Below are 22433 nucleotides of genomic sequence, written 5' to 3'. Positions count from 1 at the left end.
CAATGCTTTGGCGTGCCGTCAATTTTGCCATATTCGCCCCTACTCTGCCGCAGGGGATTCGTTGAGAGATCGAACGGTAGGGCGAAATGAACACAAATCCGTCAGACAACGGAGAATTCGGGCAAAGGCCGGCGAATACCGGGCCGATCGTGCCGAAGACGGCCAGCGAGGCGCTGCGGCCGGAAGCCGGAACGCCGCCGCCGAAACGCTCGCGCGCTTCGCGCAGCCAGGTCGTCGTGTTCATGAACTTCGTCATCTCCTCGGTGATGCTGATGGTTCTGGCGGCGGGCGTGGCCCTCTATTTCGGCAAGCAGGAGTTTACCGAGCCCGGCCCTTCCGCCAATGGCGACACTTTCCTCGTCAAGCCCAACAGTGGCGTCCAGGATATCGCCGACCAGCTTGAGCGCCGCGGACTGATCAGCGACGCCCGCGTATTCCGCCTCGGCGTGCGTGCCTTCGGCAACGATTCCGCACTCAAGGCCGGAGAATACGAGATCAAGCCCAGGGCATCCATGCGCGACATCATGGAACTCCTGAAGAGCGGCAAGTCGGTGATGTACTCGCTGACTATTCCCGAAGGGCTGACGGTCGAGCAGGCCTTGCAGCGCATCGCCGACGAACCCGCCCTGAGCGGCGATATGCCGGCGAAGACGCCCCCCGAGGGCAGCCTTGCCACCGACACGCTGCGCTTCACCCGTGGCGCAACGCGTCAGCAGATGGTCGAAAAGCTGCTCGCCGATCAGAAGAAACTGGTCGATGAGGTGTGGCAGCGGCGCGCGCCGGATCTGCCGCTGGCCAACGTCGAGGACTTTGTCACCCTGGCCTCGATCGTCGAGAAGGAAACCGGCAAGGGCGATGAACGCTCACGGGTGGCTGCTGTCTTCCTGAACCGGTTGGCCAAGGGCATGCGCCTGCAGTCCGATCCGACCATCATCTATGGTCTGTTTGGCGGCAAGGGCAAGCCGGTGGACCGCCCGATCTACCAGTCCGACATCCAGAAGCAGACGCCTTACAACACCTATGTGATCAGCGGCCTGCCGCCGACGCCTATCGCCAATCCAGGCCGCGCGGCCCTCGAGGCCGTGGCCAATCCGTCGAAGACCGACGACCTCTATTTCGTCGCCGACGGCACGGGCGGTCACGTCTTTGCGTCGACCCTGAACGAGCACAATGAAAACGTCGCCCGCTATCGCGCGCTGCAGAAGAAGCAGGCCGATGAAGCAGCCAAGGCCGCCGCTGCCGCCGGTACCAGCGGCAGTGCCGACAAGCCTGCTGCCGACAACCCTGCTTCCGACAAGCCTGCTGACGACAGCGACGGCACCGGTGGTGACAACGGCGATGCCGGCGGTGATGCGGGCGCGGTCCAGTAAGGTGAAGAAAGGCGTTGCCTGGAAGGCGGCGGCCTGACATTTGAAGGAACGCCGGGCGTCCGATTTCGACGCATTCGCGGTGTGGTCATTTTTAGCCGCGCTTGCCCCTCCGGAAAACCGTTTCGGGGTAAGGCGCCAGGGGTGTACAGGGCGACATGAATTTGCAGAGCATGACCGGTTTTGCGCGCGTCGTCGCCGAGCATGACGGCACCGCGATTGCCTGGGAAGTCAAATCCGTCAATGGCAAGAGCGTCGAGGTTCGCCTGCGGCTGCCTCAGGGATTCGAGCGGCTGGAGCCTGTGGTCAGGCAAACGCTGCAGAAGCGTTTCGCCCGCGGCAATTTCCAGGCGACGCTGACCATCGGCCGCGCCGCCAGCGCGCAGACGCAACCTGTCGTCAACGAGGCGTTTTTGAAAGATCTCGCCGGTCTGGCCAAGCGGCTGCAGGAACAGTTCGGCGTTGCGCCCGCGACGGCTGACGGATTGCTGTCGCTGCGTGGCGTGCTCGACGTTGCCGAAACCATCGAAACCGAAGAAGTGCGGGCCGCGCTCGATACCTCCATCATGGCCGCGCTGGACGTGGCGCTGAACGGCCTGGAACAGGCCAGGCAAGGCGAGGGCGCCGCGCTGGCCGTGCTTTTGTCCGGCCATATCGACACCATCGAGACACTGACCCTGCGCGCGGAAGCCGACCCGTCACGCGATACGGCGGCGATCCGCGAACGCATTGCCGAGCAGGTCCGGCTGCTGATGGACGCATCCGCCAATCTGGATGCAAGCCGGCTGCACATGGAGGCGGCGTTCCTTGCCACCAAGGCCGATATTCGCGAAGAGATCGACCGGCTGAAAACGCATGTCGCGTCTGGCCGGGCCTTGCTCGAGGGCGGCGGCGCCGTCGGCCGCAAGCTCGATTTTCTGGCACAGGAATTTAACCGCGAATCGAATACGCTGTGTTCGAAGTCGAATGCCGCCGCCGTCACCGCGATCGGGCTGGAACTGAAGGCGGTCGTCGACCAGTTTCGTGAACAGGTCCAGAATCTGGAGTAGCCGATGGTCGCCAACGAACCGATGGTTCCCAGGGATATGGGGTCCCGGATCCGCCGCCGGGGGCTGATGCTCGTCCTGTCGTCGCCATCGGGTGCCGGCAAGTCGACGATCGCGCGCAATCTTCTGGAGAGCGACTCCAGCCTCGAACTGTCGGTCTCGGTCACCACGAGGCCACGCCGCGGTTCGGAAATCGAGGGCGTCCACTACCATTTCCGCACCATGCGCGAATTCGAGCGGCTGCGCGATTCCGACGCGCTCCTCGAATGGGCGGAGGTGCATGGCAACTGCTATGCGACACCGCGCGAGCCGGCCGAACTGGCGCTGGCGCAGGGCCGCGACATGCTGTTCGACATCGACTGGCAAGGCGCCCAGCAGCTCAAGGAGAAGATGCGTGCCGACATCGTCTCGATCTTCATCCTGCCTCCGTCGATGAAGGAATTGAAGGCGCGGCTGAAGCGGCGCGCCGAGGACCAGGAAGCGGTGATCGAGACGCGACTGAAGAACGCCCGCAACGAGATCGAGCACTGGAAGGAATATGACTTCGTCATCGTCAATGACGATCTCGACCGTGCCTTCGCCGAGGTTCGCGGCATCGTCGTGGCCGAGCGGCTGCGGCGCGACCGCCGGCCCGGTCTCTTCGATTTCGTGTCGGGATTGTTGGACGAAAAGACCCTCTGACCGGCGTCAGGGCGCCATGCCCTCGACCAGGATCAGATGTCGGCTGAGCGCGGCATCGCGTACCTCCAGCGCCGCCGCATATTCGGCGGATGCGTACCAGCGCCTTGCCCGCTCGATGTCGGGAAATTCGACGACGATCAGCGGACCAGGATGCCAATCACCCTCCAGCGTCTGCACTTGGCCGCCGCGCACCAGATAACGCCCGCCATGCCGGGCGATCGAGGCCGCGGCGCGGGAGCGGTATGTCTGCAACGCCTTTTCGTCACGGACCGTGACATCGGAAATGACATAGGCGGGCATTCCTGGTTCTCCGGCATGTTCGCCAGACTACCTATGCCTCGGTCATCACAATTCCAGACCTGCCGGCGCTAGACCGCATTGGTCAGCCGCACGAACTCCTCGACGCTGAGCGTTTCGGCACGTCGCGTCGGGTCGATCCCCGCTCTTTCGAGCAAGGCCTCGCCGCCGAGGCTTTTCACGCTCTGCCGCAGCATCTTTCGGCGTTGGCCGAAGGCGGCTTCCGTGACCCGGCCGAGTTTCTTCACCTCGGCGGGCAGGGGCGTCGCGCGTGGTTCCAGATGCACCACCGAGGAGGTGACCTTGGGCGGTGGCGTGAAGGCTTGAGGCGGGACGTCGAAGGCGATCCTGGCCTGCGTGCGCCAGCCGGCGAGCACACCCAGCCTGCCATAGGCATCGCTGTCGGGTGCGGCGACGATGCGCTGCGCCACCTCACGCTGGAACATCAGCGTCATCGAGGCATAGAAGGGCGGCCAGTCCGCGACCGTCAGCCATCGGACCAGCAGTTCGGTGCCGATGTTGTAGGGCAGATTGGCCACGATCCGGACCGGAGCGTGGTCGGTCCCCGAGGCGAGGGCGGCGAAGTCGATCTTCAGCGCGTCGCCTGAGATCACCTCCAGCCGACCTGGGTAGTGAGCGGACACCTCCGCAAGCGCCGCCAGGCAGCGTTCGTCGCGCTCGATGGCGACGACCCGGCGGGCGCCGTTCGATAGCAGCGCCCTTGTCAACCCTCCAGGCCCGGGCCCAACCTCGATCACCGTGGCATTCGTCAGGTCGCCGGCGCTGCGTGCGATCTTGCCGGTCAAATTGAGATCGAGCAGGAAGTTCTGGCCGAGCGCCTTTTTCGCCTGCAGCCCATGGCGCTCGATGACGTCACGCAGCGGCGGCAGCCCATCGATGCTCATGCGCGAAGACCGGAAGCGAAAGCGCTCATGCGGTGCCGGCCTTTGCGTCGACGTCAGCCAGTCTTCTGGCGAGCTTCAGCGCCGCGATCAGGCTGTCGGGTCGCGCCACGCCCTTGCCGGTGATGTCGAAGGCGGTGCCGTGGTCGGGCGAGGTGCGGATGAAGGGCAGGCCCAGCGTGACGTTGACCGCCTCGTCGAAGGCCAGCGCCTTGGCCGGGATCAATGCCTGGTCGTGATACATGCACAGTGCGGCGTCGTAGCCTGCCCGCGCCCGGGCATGGAACAGCGTGTCGGCCGGCAAGGGCCCGAAAGCATCGATGCCTTCAGCGCGCAGGATGTCGACCGCCGGGCGCACGATATGCTCGTCTTCCAGGCCCATGGAGCCGCCTTCGCCGGCATGCGGATTGAGGCCCGCAATGGCGAGCCGCGGCCTGGCGATGCCGAAGCGGCTGGCAAGGTCGGCCGCCGTGATGCGCGCGGTCGCGACGATCAATTCGGTGCTTAGGACCTTCGGCACCTCGGCCAGAGCGATGTGGATGGTGACGGGAACCGTGCGCAGGTCGGGGCCTGCCAGCATCATCACCGGCATCGCCTCGACGCCGCTGTGCCGAGCCGCCAGATGCGCCAGATATTCGGTGTGGCCGGGAAAACGGAAGCCGGCATCGTAGAGCGGTTTCTTGGCTATCGGGCAGGTCACCACGGCAGCGGCCTCGCCGGCAAGACAGGCGGCGACCGCGCGGTCGATCGCTTCAATGGTGCCGGCTGCATTGGCCGGGTCGGGTCGCCCGGGGCTGTCGATGAAGCGCGCCGTCAGGGGAACGATCGGCAAGGCGCGGCCAAAGACCTCGATCGCCTGCACCGGCGTCGCTTCCTCGACAGGCAGCGAGACGCCAAGGTGGCGTGCGCGCGATGCGACCACCGCCGGGTCGGCCAGCAGGTAGAAGGCGGGCAAGCCGACGGCGTTCCGCGCAAGGAAGGCGGCGATCGCGATTTCAGGGCCGATACCGGACGGATCGCCGACGCTCAACGCCAGCGCGGTCATCGTGCTACTCACGTCAGCGCTTGACGATGCGGGCTTTCGCCTTCAGCTCGTCGACATATTTCTTGCTGAGATCGTCGGCGGCCTTGTCGCTGGAGCCTTCGCTCTGGAACACCATCTGGGCCGTCTTGTCGTCGGATACTTCGCGCGACGAGCAGATGCCGATGAATTCGACGCCGCGTTCGGTCTCGCGTGTGACGGTGGCGCCACCGACCTTGGTCGCCTTGATCTGCTCCGCCCAGTCCGGCGGCAGTTGCGGCGCCAGAATCCGTCCGAGGTCGCGAACGGTGACGTCGATCAGGCCTTTGGCGAACTCGCGTGTCGTGTTGCAGCCGTTGAAGCGGGCACGCATGGCGTCGGCCTCGCGCTTGCGTTTGGCCAGCGTCGCGCTGCGTTCGGCCGCTGGCACGACGAAGATGACCTGCTGCAGCATGTATTCCATGGCGCTCGGCTTGGCTCCTCCCTTGTCAAGCATGCGCCGCACCGCGTCCTGTTCGGTCACGCTGCCACCTTCCCCGGAACGGTAACGGGCGCTCAGGGCCTGGTTCCATGCCATCTGGGCGCGAATGAACTCCTTGAAATGATCCTTGCCGACGCCGGATTTTTCCATGACGCCGTTGAGCTGGCCGAGCTGCATCTTGTTGTTGGTGGCAAAGCGCTGGTAGGCGGCCTCGACCTGGGCATCGCTGATACGGATGCCAAGCCGTCTGGCCTCGGCCATGCGCAGCGTCTGGTCGATCATTTCCTGGGCAGCGTCGCCCTTCTTGCGCTGCAGCTTCAGGAAGGCGGCACGATGGGCGATATCACCAGTGGTGATTGCTATGTCGTTGACGACGTATTTGATCTCGCTGGCGAAAGCCGGCGGCGTCATCACTGTCATCGACACGGATGTCGCCGCCACAAGCAACGCGAACCCTGCTGAAAAGAGGTATTTCCTCATCGTTGGCATCCCAATTCTATCCCGGCTCCGCCCAATTCCGTCCCCTCCCGGATACGCGAATCCGTGCCAGCCCTATGCGGCGAAACGATGTCGCCCCTTATTGGATGGTGTCGACTGCGTTGGTCGACGAGCCGAAGTCGCCGAGGGTACGGAACGACAGGTTGAATCCGATGCTCTGCGTCACTTCCCTGGTGTTCAGGTCACGCGACTGCGCATACGTCATCAGGTAAGTGAAGCAGGAATCGTTGTAGGCGAAGCCCACCCCGTCCTTGACCAGCAGGCCTTCCTGCAAATCGTAGGTTCCTGTTCCGAACACGCGCCAGTTCTCGGCAAGATGCGTCGATGCGCCGAGCGTGACCTCGTGACGGTCGGTCGTGAAACCATAGAGCGGCTGGGCCTGGATGAAGGCATACTTGGCGCTCAACGACACCGGCAGGCCGGAATAGGCGGCTTTAAACTCGGCGCGGCGGATCTCGAAGCTCTGTTCGTCGAAACGGCCGCTGACCGAGGCCGCGAATCCATTGGGGCTGGTTATGCCAAACAGGCCGACATAGTCTGACTTGGTGGTCTCGAGCCCCGAATTTGCGCCGACATTGACCAGATCAGGTGCCGCGAAGGAGTTTTCGCCGCCGATCTGATAGGACTGGCCGAAGATCGCATTGGTGCCCCAGCCATTGATATAGGAGCCGGAGTAGCGCAGCCCGACATTGGCACGCGAGCCGCCTTCGATGCGGTCGTAGCCGGAGAACTTGTCGCGTTCGAACAGCGTGGTCGCATCGAAAACCATGCTCTGCGCGTCTTCGTTCGGAATGGAGAGGCCGCCGACATACTGTTCGTTCGGGCGCAGGAACACCTGAGCCATCGGTTCGAAAACGTGGCTCGACCCGCTGGCCAGCGAGAACAACAGGGGCCAGCTCATCTCGAGCCCGGCGGTCGCCATGTAGCGGGCAAAGGACGAGCGCATGTCGTCCTGCTCGCCCAGATTCGTCGCCATCTGGTTGATCGCGGTGAGCGAGGCCGATGACGCTCTGACATAGTCGACGTCGCCTTGCAGCGCCAGCAACGGTGTCAGCACCAACCCGTCATCGGTGACAAAGCTCCGTTTCCACTCGGCCTCGGCGGTAAGACGGCTGGACTCGCCTTCGATGCCACGCACGCGCTGCGTACCTGACGGGGGGTAGTAAGGGGTGAAATATGTCTCGTCGAGATCTTCGCGGCGGATGACGCGCGTATTGACATTGAGCGACAACTGGCCGCCGGCGACCGATGCGTCGGGGAGATAGGCATAGTCGAGCGAGGGCAGCACCCAGGGCTGCTGGCCGCTTCTCGCCGCGACGTTGTCGTTGAGCGTGTTTTCCTGGACTTCGAAATGCATGGCGCGCACGTCGAAATAGTTACGGTCATTGAGACCGGTCAGATAGACCGACGACTGGTGGACGTATTCGTTGTACTTGCCGATGTTGTAGGTGTGGGAGAAATCCTTGTCGGTCTGCAACAGCACGTCCCAGCCGAAATTCCAGCGTTCGTTGATCGCGAACTGCCCCTGCGTGCCCATCATGCCGCGGAACTTGTTGGAATCGCCAGCCGCGCCCGAATCGATGTTGCGGCCGGCGCTGTCGATGAAGGCGTCCGGATTCTGCTGCTGGATCCCGGCGATCTTAAAAGTGTATTCGCCATTGTTGAAGCGCTGGCGCCATTCGGCTTCGCCGAGGAAGCCCTGCTTGGTGTAGCCGCTCCCTGTAACCGTCAGGTCGTATGTCGGGGAAAGAGCGAAATAGTAGGGAACCTTGACGCTGTACCCCAGATGGCTGTTATAGCCGATGCTGGGGATCAGGAAGCCGCTCTTGCGCTTCACCGTCGGGTCGGCGATCTCGAATGCCGGCAGGTAGGCCAGCGGAAAGCCGAAGAACTCGAAATTCGCGCTCTCGAAGCGAACCGTCTTCTTCTCACCGTTCCAGATGATCTTCCTGGCTTTGACGCGCCATGTCGGCGCCTTGTCGGGCTTGTCTTCGCACGGTTCGCAGGCGGTGTAGACACCATTATGGAAAGTGGTCAGCACGCCGCCCATGCGTTCGGCGCTTTCGGCGGCGAAATAGGCCTTGTCGACGGTTTCAACACGCAGCGCGTTGACGAAGCCGTCCGCGAAATCGTCGGTGATGTCGATGTGCTGCGAATTGATCTTGGTGCCGTCGCTGTTGACGATCTCGACATTGCCGCTGGCAACCATCCGCTTGGTGTTGCGGTCGTACACAACCTTCTGGGCGACGAGGCGGTTGCCGCCATAGTCGATCTGCACGCCGCCGATGGCGGTCACTGTCTGGTTGTCGTTGTTATATTCCAGCGTGTCCGCCGCCAGCAGCATCTGCGAGCCGGACGGAACCGTGGTCGCCATGTTGCCGACATCCTGCGCGAACGCCGGCAGCGGGACGCCGCAGGCGACCAGACACGCCAAGGCGCTCGCCGCATAAAGGCGCGCCAAACGGGCCTGCCTGTCGCTGGGCAAAAACGCCTCCCTCACTAGCCGTCTTCCTTGTATAGCAGGAAAGTCACCCCGAAGAACATAGCTACCACGACCGGCACCCAGGCGGCTATGGCAGTCGGCACGAACCCCGCCACGCCGAACGCCTTCACCAGCACCGAAACGACATAAAGCAGAAACCCGGCAACGACGCCACCCAGAATCATAGTTGCCGACTGCCCCATTCGCGCAAATCGCATTGAAACTGTTGCCGCAATCAGCGTCATGGCGACGAGGAGGAATGGCAACGCCACCAACGAATCAAACTGCATGGCAAAGGCATTTGCCTTGAGGCCGAAGGAACGGGCAACCTCGATTTTTCCGGGCAGGTCATAGAAGGGAATCGTCTCCGGGCGCGCCAGCCGCTCCTGCACGAATTCCGGCTTCAGATTGGTCGGCACACGATCGTTCGCGACGGGCTGGATGGAGCCGTTCCTGAAGATCTTCACATCCTGCAATTCCCAATAGCCGTCGCGCAGGTAAGCACGCGCCGCATCCTTGCGCTCGACGATATTGCCTTGCTGGTCGAGGATGAAAAAGACCGCGTCGGATATCTCCAGACCCTGGCCGAGGATGGCGCGCGCGCCGATGATCGTGTCGCCGGAACTGGTTTTCTGGCGGATCCAGGGAGCGGCATCGGCCGAAACCGTGTTGGATTTGCCGGAGCGCAGCTCGGTCTCGATCTCTTCGGACAAGGAGAAGGCGTGCGCGGCGAGCGGGTTGATGATCCCGACCGATACGGCGCCGAACAGCAGTGCGCCGATGCAGCATGGCAAAAGGAACTGCCAGGCGGAAACGCCCGCGGAGCGCGCGATGACGAGTTCGTAACGTCGGTTGAGCGACACCAGCGTCGCCATCGCCGAGAACAAGCCGACAAACGGCACCGTCTGCAGCATGATCATCGGCATGCGAAGGCCTGAAATGGCCATCGCCGTGCCATAGGTGAACCCCGGCAGGCCGGTGGTGCGGCCGGATAGTTCGGTGAAATCGATAAGGAATACCAGCGCCAGAAGGCCGAGGAAGAACCAGATCGTGATCGCCACGTAGCGGAAGAAGAAGTAACGGCCCAGCGTCCAGCCCATCAGCCGGCTCCTTGGCCTGAGGTGTCGCGCCTGGATAGACGCAACTTGAGGGCATTCCAGCCGTCACCGATGCGGCTGGCCAGGTTTGTCATCCAGTCCGCCCAGGCAACCGGCAGTTCCATGGTCCGGTTCGACACGATGAACCAGATCGCCACCGCGGAAGCCACGATCGGCACGCCATAGACCACATAGGAATATTGCGGGACTTCGTCGGCCTTGCTCGCGGCGAAGAAACCCAGCCAGCGCACGAACAGCGATATCGCGATGGCCGTGATCAGCGGATTGACGCGCGCCTCGCGATGCGAACGCGCGTCTCCCGCGACCGCCAGCGCGATCAGGGCGAAAACCATGGAGTATGTCCATTCCGAAAACCGCTGGTCGACCTCGGCCCGGTACTCCTGCGGATTTTGCTGATAGTTCTTGTCGTTAGGGCTTGGATTGAGCAGGTACTGGGTCGTCTGGTCCTTTGGCAGGAGCGTCACCTGGTTGGCCGCGGACATGAAGGCCGACATGTCGAAGGCATAGGACGTGAACCGGATGACACTGAGGTCGCCCGTCAGCGTTTTGCGATGGATGACGCCGTCATTCATCATCAGCACCTTTTCGCCGCCGCGTTCGATGATGCTGCCGGTCTTCGCATAATAGACGAGATTGACGCCTTCCTCGCGCGAATCGGCGACGAAGATGCCACCCAGCCGGTTGTCGGGAAGCCGCTCGCCAATCTGCAGGAATAGTCCGTCCTCGATCTTCCGGAACGTGCCTTCCTGGATGATCAGCGACAAAAGGTCGGCGCGCGACTCCGCCACCAGGGCGCGGTTCTTCTGTCGTGCATAGGGGTCGATGCCGTTGTCCACGGCGAATGAAAAGACGCTGGCGGCCAGCGCCAGCAGCATGATCGGCCGCACGATGGTCCAGCGCGAGGCGCCCGATGCGTTGACCACCGCGAGTTCCGAATCCGAATTCATCACACTGAGTGTCTGGGCGACAGCCACCACGAGCGCGAAAGGCACGACGATCGGAACGATGGAGGGGAGAATAAGAGACGCGACCTCGAAGAAGGTCAAGGCTGACTGACCGCTGTCGGTGACCAGGTTGATCTTGGCCAGTACCTGCGTCGTCCACACGATGGCCAGCGTCCAGACCAGTGCTGCCAGGAAGACCACGCAAGCGCGGCGCATGATGTAGCGTTCAACGACCTTCATGAAGGCTTTACTCGATTTTCTCGAACGGCATCATGCCACCACGTCAAAGGTAGCTGTCCGGCGACGCCCGCACAACTGGCTCCGTTGGGCTGCGTCGGGCAGGCGAGCCGGTTCCGTCCCACGTCGCGTGCCGCAGTAGGCCGGAGTGTCGGCGGCAATGGATAAGAAAGGACGAACATCGATGGTTAACAACAGGTTGCGGCCTTAAGCGGGCCGTGCCGCGACGAATCGCCATCGATTCCATGTCTCATATGGGTAGCCATTTTGGCAAAGTCTTGCCAAATGCCGGAAAACGACCAAATGTCGCGGATCGCTTCAAACCGCTTCGCGCATCATCGCGCAATCCCCGAAAGCAGGACATGATGAACCCGAGACCATCGATCGCCTTTGCAAAATTCGTCGCGCCCCAGTCGGCGGCGAACAGAAAGGGCACGGTCTTCGTGCTGTCGGCGGATGATGGCTTGAGCGATGCGGCCAGGGCTTACGATCCGGGCAAGACGCTCGACCGGGCTTTCCCGGTCGCCGAGTTTACCGGCAAGTTCGCCGGCACTGTCGAAATCCTGGCGCCCGAAGCAACATCGCTCGACAGGTTGGTCGCGATCGGCGCCGGCAGGGTGTCGGGGCTCGACGAGTATGCCTGGCTGAAGCTCGGCGGCACCATTGCGGCATCGCTGCGCAAGGCAACCGACGTGGCCGTGGTCCTCGACCTGGCCGGTGCCTCGCCCGATGGCAAGGACGCCGCAAACCTCGCGGCGGGCATTCTTTTGCGCGGCTATTCCTTCGACAAGTACAAGACCAGGAAGGATAAGGACGACGGCCAAGGGGGCGGCAAGGCCGATCCGAAAAAGCCGGTCAAGGTGACCATCCATACCGCCGACCCGGCAGGCGCCAAGAAAGCTTTCACCGATGCCGAGGCGGTGATCGACGGTGTGCTTCTGGCGCGCGATCTCGTCAACGAACCGGCAAACGTGCTGGGACCCGTCGAGTTCGCCGCCCGCGCCAAGGACCTCGAGGCGCTCGGCGTCAAGGTCGAGATCCTGACCGAGAAGGAGATGAAGAAGCTCGGCATGGGCTCGCTGCTGGGTGTCGCGCAAGGCTCGCCCCGAGGCGCCCGCATGGCGGTCATGCAATGGAACGGCGGCAAGCCCAAGGACAGCCCGGTCGCCTTCGTCGGCAAGGGCGTCACGTTCGACACCGGCGGCAATTCGATCAAGCCGGCCTCCGGCATGGAGGACATGAAAGGCGACATGGGCGGCGCTGCCGCCGTGACCGGGTTGATGCATGCGCTCGCCGCACGCAAGGCCAAGGCCAATGTCGTCGGCATCATCGGTCTTGTCGAAAACGCCGTCGACGGTCATGCCCAGCGCCCGGGCGACATCGTCACCTCGATGTCGGGACAGACCATCGAGGTGCTCAACACCGACGCGGAGGGGCGCCTCGTTCTGGCCGACGCGCTGTGGTACTGCAACGACCGCTTCCAGCCGAAATTCATGGTCAACCTGGCGACGCTGACCGGCGCCATCATGGTTGCGCTCGGCCTGCATTATGCCGGCCTGTTCTCCAACAACGACGAACTGGCGCAAAGGCTGACCGCGGCCGGACAGTCAACGCAGGAACGGCTGTGGCGCATGCCGCTCGGCGCCGAATACGACAAGCTGATCGATTCCAAGAACGCCGACATGAAGAACATCGGTGGCCGCTACGGCGGCGCGATCATCGCCGCGCAGTTCCTGCAGCGCTTCGTCAAGGACACGCCCTGGGCGCATCTCGACATTGCCGGTACCGCGATGGGCTCGCCATTGAACGAGATCAACCAGTCATGGGGTTCGGGTTTCGGCGTGCGGCTGCTGGACCGGCTGGTGCGTGATCACTACGAGAGCTGACGTCGATCCATGGCCGATGTGCTGTTCTACCATCTGACCGAATCGACGCTGGAGGATGCACTGCCCGGCCTGCTCGAGCGCAGCATCGATCGTGGCTGGCGCGCCGTGGTGCAGACCGGCACCGAGGAGCGGCGCGACGCGCTCGACCAGCATCTATGGACTTTCCGCGATGATTCCTTCCTGGCACACGCGACCGATCGCGAAGCTTACCCAGCTGAACAACCAATCCTGTTGACCACCGGCGACAGCAATCCCAACGAAGCCAAGATCAGGTTCCTGGTGGACGGCGCGGCGCCGCCCGATCTTGGCGGCTATGAACGTGCGGTGTTCCTGTTCGATGGCCATGACACGGCCCAGGTCGAGATGGCCCGGGCGCATTGGAAGACGATGAAGGACGCGGGCCACGCCGTCACCTACTGGCAGCAGACCGCGGACCGCCGCTGGGAGCGCAAGGCGTGAGAGCAGGAAAAATTGGAAACGGTTTTTCCCGGGAAAAGCGCGTAGCGCTTTCCGTAGGGAGTTGGGTAAAGACAAAGAGCTGGAGCCGTTCATCGTGTCCGTGAAGCGATGAACGGCTCCAGGTCGGTTGCTTTCGCAGATGGTGCTGTCGGCTATTCTGCTTTGATGCGTTTCTGCTTCCGGCTGACGTAGTCGCCGTATTTCAATTTCATGAACTCGTCTGCCCGGTTGCGATGCGAGCTCCTGAAGACGTACCAGTCGCCATGCGGTAACTTGCGCTGGTAGAGCACTCTGCCGGTCTGGCGATGCTCGAAGCAGGTGAGGGCGTTGGAGTCGCCGCCCGCGCCGTGCCATTTCGCGCGGAAGCAAAGCTTGCCGCCTCCAGGAATGAACCAGATGCCGTCGCCGTAGCCCAGCTTGCCCTTGCCCGAAGTCCAGGAGCTGAATTGACGGCGCTGCACAGCAAAGTAACCGGCACCGTTTCGACCCCAGAGCCACGAACGGTTCTGGTACATCTGGTAGATGCCTTCGTCCGGTACCACCTCGGCTTTCATAGCCTGGTCGGTGATTTGCGCCGCCGTCTTGGCCGTCGCCGGAAGCTGGAAAGCAAAGAGAGCGATGGAACAGGCAAGTGCCGTTCCGATACAATTCCCTAGAACTCGTTTCACGACCCCACCCCTACTATTTTACGCCACGCCCAATTTTCTACGCTACGCCCAATTTACGTTTGAATTTGCGTCTGGCGCAGTAAGTCTAGGGCAAGATATGCTGGGTAACCCTCCAATCAGGCAGCCCATAGCCACCCAACCATGGCCACGTTTCCTTCTGGTTGAAGTAGACGACCGAGGTCAGCGCCGGAAACTCCGAATAGGACTTGCGGGAATCGGCCTCCCATTTCGAAACATATTCCTGCGTCCCGACATAGCCGAGCTCCGCCACCTTGATCGGCTTGTTGAAACCCGCGACGCGGTCATAGCCGGGCTTCAGCGCCTCGGCGAATGTACGGTCACGACCGGCCTCGTCATTGTCCTTTTTCTGCAAGCCGAACACCGACAGGCCAATGACGTCGACGTAGTCGTCGCCAGGGTAATATTTCTCCAGGCCCTCTTCACCTTTGGGTGACCACATGTATTTGGCAGCTGGAGCAGCCTTGCGGCAGAGATCGACCTCGCGCTTATAGGCGGCGATCCAGTCCTTGGGAGCCCAGTTGGCCCACGTGAAGCGGCCGTTCTTGTCCTCCATTTCCTGCGCCCAGCGAATAGTGACGGGGCTCTTCATCGCCCCCACCAAGTTGCAGATTGCCTGCATGTTGGCGTCATATTTGCCGCTCAATATGCCGTTGCGCAGTTCGTTAGGCGTGATACGCCAGTCCTTCGACCAGGTCCACGGCTCGATGGTGATCAAGAGCGACCGGTTTCGCTGAAGGGCATAGGCATCGGCCAAGGGAAGAGTTGCCAGATCGACGTCTTCCCAAGGCAGAAACAGCTCCTCGATGCTGGCGGTCTTGTCGGTGCTGAAATCGCCGTAGGGATCATAGGATCCGAACGCCGAAGCGGCGCTGCTCGTCTGGACAGGGTCCGTCGCAGCCGTCGAGCCCGCGTCTCCCATCGTCGGGCACGTCATGATTCCGCCCAATGCCAGCGCGAATGCAAGTGCACTTGCCGCAGAGTTTTTCATGTTTGTTCTCCCATGGCCTCAACCTCCCTCGGAAGTCAAAGCCTCGCCTGTGCGCATCGATGCGTGATCGATGCGACTACCCAAAACCAATCGGCTCAGTTGGGGAAATTCGTGGGATTTCGGAGCGATTGGTGGCGTGCGACCCTTCGCACGAAATCCACGTTACAGTTATCTCTCAACGCACCGAAACAAGGGGCAGAGAAAGACTTCGCCGCGATACTCACAAATTCGCGTCAACATTCCCGATATATCATCCCTAGCTAATTTAAGAGCCGGTCGGGACCAAGAGTCAAGTGCAATTAACGGTTGCTTAACCATGGCATTCGCAACATGGTTAACGCTGCCTTTTTGAGCCATCCCAGTCCGTGGGTTTGGCCTACATCGGTTGAATTCTCCAACGCAAAAAGTTCCGGCTTGCCCTTTCGAAACTGGCGGTGGCCAGCGGCCGCGGAATTTGGCGCCCGATTCAAGGCGTAGGTTAACTAGTACTCAAGAAGTATAGTTAAGAGATGTTTAATTTAGTTGACTCTAATAGATCTGGAGTGGATTCTGGAGCCGGGTTTTAAGGTTGTTGGCCGGCGTTCGGCCAACGCTGAGAGTGGTGGCGGTACGTGTATGAGTGTTTCCGCGGTCGTAGCAACCATCAGCGGTAAGACGAGGCCGACACGCCAGCCTCGGGTGGCTCTGGCCAAGGCGGCGGAGAAAGCCCCCTTTCTAGTGCCCATCCTGTCGGCCACCCAGCAATGGATCCTTCGGCTCGGCCTGGCTTTCTGGTTCTTCACCCTAGGCTTTTTCTGGGTCTGGTGGCTGGAGCCAGAGCATATCGAACACATCGGGCCGTTCACCGTTGCGACGCTCGTGCTGGCCTGGCTGACCCTGATGCCGATGTACTTCCTGCTCAACGTGCACGCGTCGAGGAAACCGTCCAAGCTTAACAGCATCCCAAAGCGTTCGCGGGTCGCCATGGTGGTGACCAAGGCTCCGTCCGAACCCTTTGACGTGATTGCGCGCACGCTGGAAGCAATGCTTGGGCAGGACTATCCGCATGATACTTGGCTGGCCGACGAGGACCCTTCGGAGGAGACGGTTCGCTGGTGCGATGCCCACGGCGTACTGGTTTCGACGCGCCGCGGCAGGGAAGATTATCACCGCAAGACATGGCCGCGCCGCACCCGCTGCAAGGAAGGCAATCTGGCGTTCTTCTACGACCATTATGGTTATGAGCGTTACGATTTCGTCGCCCAGATGGACGCCGACCATGTGCCGACGCCGACCTATCTCAGGGAAATCCTCTATCCCTTCGCCGATCCTGCGGTCGGCTATGTGTCGGCGCCGAGCATCTGCGACAACAATGCCTCCGAAAGCTGGTCAGCGCGAGGGCGGCTGTTTCCGGAAGGGATGTTCCACGGACCCTTGCAGTCCGGCCATACCGGCGGGGGGGCGCCGCTCTGCATCGGCTCGCACTATGCGGTGCGAACCAAGGCGCTGAAGCAGGCGGGCGGTCTCGGTCCGGAACTGGCCGAGGATCATTCCACCTCCATGCTGATCAACGCGGCCGGATGGCGCGGCGTGCACGCGATAGACGCTATTGCGCATGGCGATGGACCACAGACCTTTGCCGATCTCATCACCCAGGAATTTCAGTGGTCGCGGAGCCTGATGACGATCCTGCTCGAGTATTCGCCCGTATATCTGGCCAAGCTGTCGCCGCGATTGAGGTTCCAGTTTCTCTTTTGCCAGCTCTGGTATCCGCTATTCGCCGTATTTGCGTTGCTGATGTACGTCATGCCGATATATGCGCTGACTACGGGGCGCAACTTCGCCAATGTCATGTATCTCGACTTCCTGTTCTACTATGTACCGAACGCGATTGCCCTGGTCGGCCTGGTGATGATGCTGAAAGCTTTCGGCGTGTCACGGCCGATCACGGCCAAGACGATCAGCTGGGAAGGCACGCTGTTCCTCTTCTTCGCGCGCTGGCCCTGGGTATTGGCCGGCACGCTGTCGTCGCTGCGCGACTATCTGGCCAAATCGTTCGTCGATTTCCGTGTCACGCCCAAGGGCAGCGGCCCCAAGCACCTTCTTCCGGCTCGTGCCTTCGCGCCCTATATGGTGCTGGCGATCGGCGCGGCGCTGCCAGTCTTGCTTGTTGAACACCCCTTGGATGCGACCGGATTCTACTGGTTCGCTGCATTGAATGCCTTCCTCTACGGGCTTCTGGTGGCGGTCATCATCGTGAGGCACGTCATCGAGAACAAGATCCCGCTGCGCGCCAATTCCGCGAAAGTAGCCTTGCAGGCTTCGCTTGCCATGCTGGCGCTCGTCGTGCCGGCCATGGGTTTCTACGACCGTGGCATGGAGGGCGTCTACGGGCTGCAGCAAGGCGCCGGCGGCTTCCGCATCGTCCGCATCGCCTATGTGGTTTCCGGCGCTGGCCAAGGCAATATCGGAGCCCGCAATTTCTACTTCGATCCGGGTTGGGAAACGCGGCGCTGACGCCCAGAGGTATCCGCGCAAGAGCTCTCCTGAACTCCAATCATCTCGATTGACGGCTTCGATTGCTGCCCGGAAACCTGCCAGAGCTTCAGGCACGAGCAAATAAGCTCAAATTTTAATAATATTCGTCCGAGCGCTGAAATACTGTGCTCACCACGCCGTTTGTGCGAATTTTAATAAGTAACATCTAATATGTTCGCACGATGTGAGCGGCAATCGGCCGTTTACACGGCGCGGGAAGCCACCAAAGAAAAATATCTCCGCGTCCAATCGACTTGCATTTCTCGGCAGGGGATAGGTGATGAATAAATTCATGAGGGGTTTAGCTGCTAAAGGCAGAAAAAATGCTTGGTTTATAGCTGCCGTTGCATTGGGCTCGATAGTGTCCGGTTGTCAGAGCATGGATGCGATCAAGACCGGCTCACTTGCCGGCAAGACTGCGATGCATGCGCCTGGCAAGAAGATCCACTATGTCTGGAAGAAGCGGATTCATGTGTTCAACCGCAAGTCCCTGACACAGACGACCAGCGTGACGCGCACGACTGAGACGGCTTATGCCGTCTTCGTGCGGCCGCAGCGGGCCAGGACTGTTACGCTGGCGCCTATCGAGGTTTCTTACAAGCTGAGCAATGGCGGGCCGTTCCTCGGTCATTCGCCCTGGATTTGCGGTCCAAGCGGATTTGGCCAGCGTTCGAGTTGCCGCGCGCGCTGACAAGAGTTCAGGGAGACCGGAATCCCGGGCGTGAGGCAGGCCGAGCCAGCCCCTCACGCCCGGAGTTCCGCTCGAACCAACACCGCTCGACGGACGACTTCAAGCTTTCTTCGACCCGGCCTTGTGGTTGAAGACCAATCTCGCTTCAGAGCGTGCTGGCGGATCTTGTCGATCTCCGCGATCTCACGCACCTCGCTATGGTGCAAAGGTTGACATCACTCCTGGCACGCCTGTTAATGCTGCTGGGTGCCGACCGCGCCGCCCAAAAATCCGGTGCTGCGTCGGTGATGACAGTGCTCCGTGGTGGGCGTCTTCGGTCACGATCGGATGGCGCGGCGCGGGGGATGCGAGACCGACATGCGATCGCCGATTGTGCTGACAGCTCCGACCGAATTCCCCTGGCAGCGCAGAGGCTCCAGGCTAAGTAGAGAGCGGGAACCCGACCGCTCCGCCAGGGGCGTCCGACTCTTGTCTCTGCTGGTCATTTGTGGCCAATTGGCGGTTTCCGGAGCGGCTCACGCGGCCGACGAAAAGAAGCCGAAGCCCGTGGACGAAGCCGTCACCACGCCGACGCCTTTCGAGCTGCAACGTCTCTACACCGACCGCACCTGGTTATGGAGAGACGGAGCGGCCTATTTCGGAAAGACCGGCCGCCCCCTGAGGGCCTGGACGTCGGGACAGGATTCAGCCTCTGTCGCCGAAGGCAGGTGGCTGGCGACCAAAGACGGCAAAATGTGCATGGACCTCGCCTGGCGGTCCAAGAGCTACAAGGGCAAGCAGCAGCGCACCTGCTACAGCCACCGCATCAAGGGCGGAAACATCGAGCAGCGTAAAGATCCGGATGGGGAATGGTACAGTTTCAAACGAACTCCCGAGGATCGTTCCGACGAATACCGGAAATTCGAACCGGGCGACACCAAGGCCGCGCAGTTCGAAGAGACCCGTAAGTTGATCGATTCCAAGAATTAGGTCGGCCACGCTGAGAGCGGCATGGCTGGAAACGCCGTTCTTGGCTCCGATGCGCCCCTTTCCAATATCGCTTCGTCGCCGATGCATTCGGTGGTGTCAGATCCGGGCTGGCTGCTTTTGCCGGGGCCTGTCAAGGAAATTGCGAATCACTTATCATAAAGCGCGAAGCGGTTAGGCTGAACCTGCCGGCGCGCCATACGGGTTTTATAAAATTTAATAATTAGTGATGTCTAATATTTACGTGTGATGTGCGAGTAGGCACTGAAACGGCGAAGGCGACGCAACGCGCTCTTGGCTAGACTTAACTGCAAGGGACACATAGTGAACAATTCCGCAATGGGCGCATTTCGCACAAGCAAAAATGCCCTGTCTGTTGTGGTGGTGGCGATGACCTCTCTGGTTGCAGGGTGTCAGCTTATGGATGAAACCCAAACTGGTTCTGTTCTTATCGCGCCAGTCGTGCACCCGGACCGGAGCACGCCTTCATTCCGGCCAGCTGGATACGTCGTACATTCGCTCAGAGCCGAGCCTCAGGTCCTGATGACAAGCACCGAAAGAACTTACGCTTTTGCACCGCCGCCGCCGATCACGATCCGTACGTTTGGACCTAGGAAGGTCGCTTTTGATCCCGGCGATGATGGTGCGTTCCCGGGCAGTTCGCCCTACATCTGCAGTCCCAGCGGATTTGGCCAGCGCGCCAGTTGCCGCGCCCGCCCTCTCTGATCTATCGAGCAGCGACAGGTGCCGCGCCTTGCTTGGCGGCAGTACCGCCGGTTTCGTACGCAGTCCGAAAATGGGGCGGCCGTCCTGACGATCGTGTCGATGTCGGAAAGCTGCGGCACAAAGCCAAGATGGGTGCAGGCCTTGCTCGGATCGCCATAGAGTTCGGCCGGATCGCCCGGCGCCGGGCCCTGAAAACGGCCGAGACCGGTTTTGACGTCACCCGGCTGACCGCCTGGACGATCTAGCAGCTTACAGGTGTGGCTGCCGATGAAACCCGCGCCGTCTGTGACAGGACCGCCGGTCGGCTCATGAAGCCGCGCCCCCTTTGATCCTCCGGCTTTCCGTAGAGCAGGGTGTCGAAATAGTCGACGGTATGCGCGAGCCCTTGCGCCAGATCGATCCTTGGCTCCCAACCGAGGTTGTTCCTGGCAAAGGAAATGTCCGGTTTGCGCTGTCTGGGGTCGTCGATCGGCAGTGGCCGATGCACGATCTTCGATCTGGAATTGATGTAGCCGACGACCAGCGTCGCAAGTTCCATGATCGTGAATTCGCTGGGATTGCCGAGGTTGACCGGGTGGGCTGGCGCATTCGGCGCGTTCATCAGCCGCATGAAGCCCTCGATCAGGTCGTCGGCGTAGCAGAAGGAGCGGGTCTGCAGACCGCTGCCATAGACGGTCAGGTCTTCACCGCGCAACGCCTGGACGATGAAGTTCGAGACGACGCGGCCGTCATCGGGCTGCATGCGGCGACCGTAGGTGTTGAAGATGCGGGCTACGCGAATATCGAGGCCATATGTCCTCGAATAGTCGAAGAACAGGGTTTCGGCCGAACGTTTCCCTTCATCATAGCAGGAGCGCGGTCCGTGCGTATTCACATTGCCGAAATAGCTTTCGGGCTGCGGGTGCACGAAGGGATCGCCGTAGACCTCGGAAGTCGAGGCCTGGAATATCTTGGCATTGTTGCGACGCGCGAGTTCCAACAGGTTCAGCGCGCCAAGCACACTCGTCTTGAAGGTATGGATCGGATCTGCCTGGTAATGTGGCGGAGAAGCAGGGCAGGCGAGATTGTAGATCTCGTCGAACCGAAGGTCCAAAGGCAATTCATTGACAATGTCGTGCTCGATGCAGCTGAATCCCGGATCGCACAGCAGCGCATTGAGATTGTATCTTTTGCCGGTATGGAAATTGTCCATTGCGACGACGTCGTACCCGTCCTGCAAAAGACGTTCGCACAGATGCGATCCCAGGAAGCCCGCGCCTCCAGCGACCAGAGCGCGGGCTCGATCGCGGCTCTTGCTGTTACCCTTTTGACCGTTTCTGGAACCAAGTTTCAGAACCTTGATGACCTTATTCATGGCTTTCTCCACGCACCGCACACGCAACCACCGGGCCTGGGCAAAGCACCGCCCGGCCACGTCTTTGAAACGCGGCAATCCTCCGCATTCGCGGATCGCCATCATCATTGATGTGCGCTTGTCATTCTCTGAGTTACGAAGCCACTGCCGCCCGGCTTCCATGCTGCCGTCAGCAGTCCATGCGCCCCGAGATCGCGATTACGCGCTTCGTACCATCATCGCCGATTGCTCGCCCAAATTGCACATCCCAACGCTTTGAAAATATACCTGTGGAAATTCCAGTCAACTAAATTAGCAATTTCTTAACCAATTGTGTTTGCCGATGGTTAATCGTGGGTCGGCGTGTTCGCGGGGCGCGCCCAGGCGGCCTTGGAGGCGGTTCCCCATTTCGAATCAGCGCATTGGGTCGAGCCAAGGAGGTTTCACAAGCTGCGGCGATCTGTTCTGGAGGTGCCATCAAAAGCTTGATAGTCGAGGAATGTGGAGGCGTGCTCTTGTGAGACAATTGGGATGGGTAGCCCCTGGGCCCTATCCGAATGAACAGCGATTTCAGAAGGGCGTCAAATCTTTAGGTTGCAATGAGATTGCTGCCCAAATCCGCTGGGACTGCAGATATAAACACCTGGTTGTGAATACTTCGCCAGTATCTCTCTGCGAACGGAATCCGCGTCGCAACTAGCAGTGGCGCAGAGCAGACCAAGAGCCAAAATTGGAAGGTAAAATCGGCTCGCAAGAATAAGTTTTAATTTCTTTCTGTCGGGCCGCTCGCGATTTCTGGGCATTCGAGGTCCCTGATCCGCAACGCCGGCCATCTCGGCAAATGGCATTTGAGGGCATGGGCCGGCTGCTGGCTATTGCGCGATCACGCATTCGGGTTGAACGCGGCACTGGCGCGCGGACCGAAAAAAATGGCCGAGACTGGCGGATGGGCCGCTTCTCCACGAGCCATCCGGGCCAGGGCAACGGTTAAGCAGGGCGGGCGCACTTTACCTTTATCTTCTTGCCGTGTGTGGCGGATCCTGAAGCGGCACCGCACCCCCGGCGGGCTTACTGCCCGCCCATTTCCTTCTTGCCGGCGGGCTT

Annotated in this window: 18 protein-coding genes; 8 read left to right on the top strand and 10 right to left on the bottom strand. The window is 61.1% G+C overall.

What is annotated here, in order from left to right; genetic code table 11:
* Positions 1-86: 86 nt before the first annotated feature.
* The 3 genes from mltG to gmk all read left to right on the top strand — a co-directional run bounded on the left by mltG (position 87) and on the right by gmk (position 3094).
* Positions 87-1370: an endolytic transglycosylase MltG gene (mltG, locus tag M653_RS0115180; protein WP_027144117.1), complete on the top strand. Its 1284-nt coding sequence runs from the start codon at positions 87-89 to the stop codon at positions 1368-1370.
* Between the two features lie 155 nt (positions 1371-1525).
* Entirely contained in the window at positions 1526-2416 is an 891-nt protein-coding gene (locus M653_RS0115175; protein WP_027144116.1) for a YicC/YloC family endoribonuclease, read from the top strand.
* Positions 2417-2437: 21 nt separating this feature from the next.
* Positions 2438-3094, top strand: coding sequence for a guanylate kinase (gene gmk / locus M653_RS0115170; RefSeq protein ID WP_027144115.1), 657 nt, complete (start codon positions 2438-2440; stop codon positions 3092-3094).
* Between the two features lie 6 nt (positions 3095-3100).
* Here the strand turns inward: gmk and M653_RS0115165 are convergent, their stop codons facing one another.
* From M653_RS0115165 to lptF, 7 genes are all read right to left on the bottom strand, one after another.
* Positions 3101-3394 (bottom strand): DUF1330 domain-containing protein, encoded by a 294-nt coding sequence (locus tag M653_RS0115165; protein ID WP_027144114.1) that lies wholly within the window; start codon positions 3392-3394, stop codon positions 3101-3103.
* A gap of 68 nt (positions 3395-3462) precedes the next feature.
* The gene (gene rsmA / locus M653_RS0115160) at positions 3463-4296 is read right to left on the bottom strand and encodes a 16S rRNA (adenine(1518)-N(6)/adenine(1519)-N(6))-dimethyltransferase RsmA (protein ID WP_027144113.1); all 834 of its coding nucleotides are present in this window, start codon (positions 4294-4296) and stop codon (positions 3463-3465) included.
* Positions 4297-4321: 25 nt separating this feature from the next.
* Positions 4322-5338 (bottom strand): 4-hydroxythreonine-4-phosphate dehydrogenase PdxA, encoded by a 1017-nt coding sequence (gene pdxA / locus M653_RS0115155; RefSeq protein WP_198028784.1) that lies wholly within the window; start codon positions 5336-5338, stop codon positions 4322-4324.
* A gap of 13 nt (positions 5339-5351) precedes the next feature.
* Complete coding sequence (locus M653_RS0115150) at positions 5352-6284, bottom strand: peptidylprolyl isomerase (RefSeq protein ID WP_027144111.1); 933 nt, start codon at positions 6282-6284, stop codon at positions 5352-5354.
* Between the two features lie 88 nt (positions 6285-6372).
* Entirely contained in the window at positions 6373-8793 is a 2421-nt protein-coding gene (locus tag M653_RS0115145) for an LPS-assembly protein LptD (protein WP_027144110.1), read from the bottom strand.
* Entirely contained in the window at positions 8793-9878 is a 1086-nt protein-coding gene (lptG, locus tag M653_RS0115140) for an LPS export ABC transporter permease LptG (protein WP_027144109.1), read from the bottom strand. The genes M653_RS0115145 and lptG overlap by 1 nt, the downstream gene beginning before the upstream one ends.
* Positions 9875-11077: an LPS export ABC transporter permease LptF gene (gene lptF, locus M653_RS0115135; protein ID WP_027144108.1), complete on the bottom strand. Its 1203-nt coding sequence runs from the start codon at positions 11075-11077 to the stop codon at positions 9875-9877. The genes lptG and lptF overlap by 4 nt, the downstream gene beginning before the upstream one ends.
* Positions 11078-11439: 362 nt before the next feature.
* Here lptF and M653_RS0115130 point away from each other — a divergent pair, with 362 nt between their 5' ends.
* Both M653_RS0115130 and M653_RS0115125 read left to right on the top strand, forming a co-directional pair.
* Positions 11440-12960 (top strand): leucyl aminopeptidase, encoded by a 1521-nt coding sequence (locus tag M653_RS0115130; RefSeq protein WP_027144107.1) that lies wholly within the window; start codon positions 11440-11442, stop codon positions 12958-12960.
* Between the two features lie 9 nt (positions 12961-12969).
* Positions 12970-13419 carry a DNA polymerase III subunit chi gene (locus M653_RS0115125; RefSeq protein ID WP_027144106.1) on the top strand — a complete coding sequence of 150 codons (450 nt, stop codon included), beginning with the start codon at positions 12970-12972 and terminating at the stop codon, positions 13417-13419.
* A gap of 152 nt (positions 13420-13571) precedes the next feature.
* On the opposite strand, the gene M653_RS0115120 is transcribed toward M653_RS0115125, so the two are convergent.
* A complete protein-coding gene (locus tag M653_RS0115120; RefSeq protein ID WP_027144105.1) occupies positions 13572-14087 on the bottom strand; it encodes a DUF995 domain-containing protein in 516 nt (171 codons plus the stop codon).
* An 85-nt stretch (positions 14088-14172) separates the two neighbouring features.
* Positions 14173-15042 carry a glycoside hydrolase family 26 protein gene (locus tag M653_RS0115115; RefSeq protein WP_245262151.1) on the bottom strand — a complete coding sequence of 290 codons (870 nt, stop codon included), beginning with the start codon at positions 15040-15042 and terminating at the stop codon, positions 14173-14175.
* A gap of 669 nt (positions 15043-15711) precedes the next feature.
* Here M653_RS0115115 and M653_RS0115110 point away from each other — a divergent pair.
* The 3 genes from M653_RS0115110 (at position 15712) to M653_RS01000000132620 (ending at position 19273) form a co-directional block, all read left to right on the top strand.
* Positions 15712-17592 carry a cellulose synthase catalytic subunit gene (locus M653_RS0115110; protein WP_027144103.1) on the top strand — a complete coding sequence of 627 codons (1881 nt, stop codon included), beginning with the start codon at positions 15712-15714 and terminating at the stop codon, positions 17590-17592.
* Positions 17593-17893: 301 nt separating this feature from the next.
* Positions 17894-18304, top strand: a complete 411-nt coding sequence (locus tag M653_RS0115105) for a hypothetical protein (protein WP_084636698.1) — start codon at positions 17894-17896, stop codon at positions 18302-18304.
* Positions 18305-18772: 468 nt separating this feature from the next.
* Positions 18773-19273 carry a DUF995 domain-containing protein gene (locus M653_RS01000000132620; RefSeq protein WP_032935334.1) on the top strand — a complete coding sequence of 167 codons (501 nt, stop codon included), beginning with the start codon at positions 18773-18775 and terminating at the stop codon, positions 19271-19273.
* A 964-nt stretch (positions 19274-20237) separates the two neighbouring features.
* Here the strand turns inward: M653_RS01000000132620 and M653_RS01000000132610 are convergent.
* Positions 20238-21350, bottom strand: coding sequence for a UDP-glucuronic acid decarboxylase family protein (locus tag M653_RS01000000132610; protein ID WP_245262149.1), 1113 nt, complete (start codon positions 21348-21350; stop codon positions 20238-20240).
* Between the last annotated feature and the right edge of the window lie 1083 nt (positions 21351-22433).

The organism is Mesorhizobium sp. WSM3626 (genome assembly GCF_000513935.1).
Classification (GTDB): domain Bacteria; phylum Pseudomonadota; class Alphaproteobacteria; order Rhizobiales; family Rhizobiaceae; genus Mesorhizobium; species Mesorhizobium salmacidum.
The sequence above is the reverse complement of the archived record's forward strand: the minus strand, read 5'-3'. Positions and strand labels throughout refer to the sequence as shown.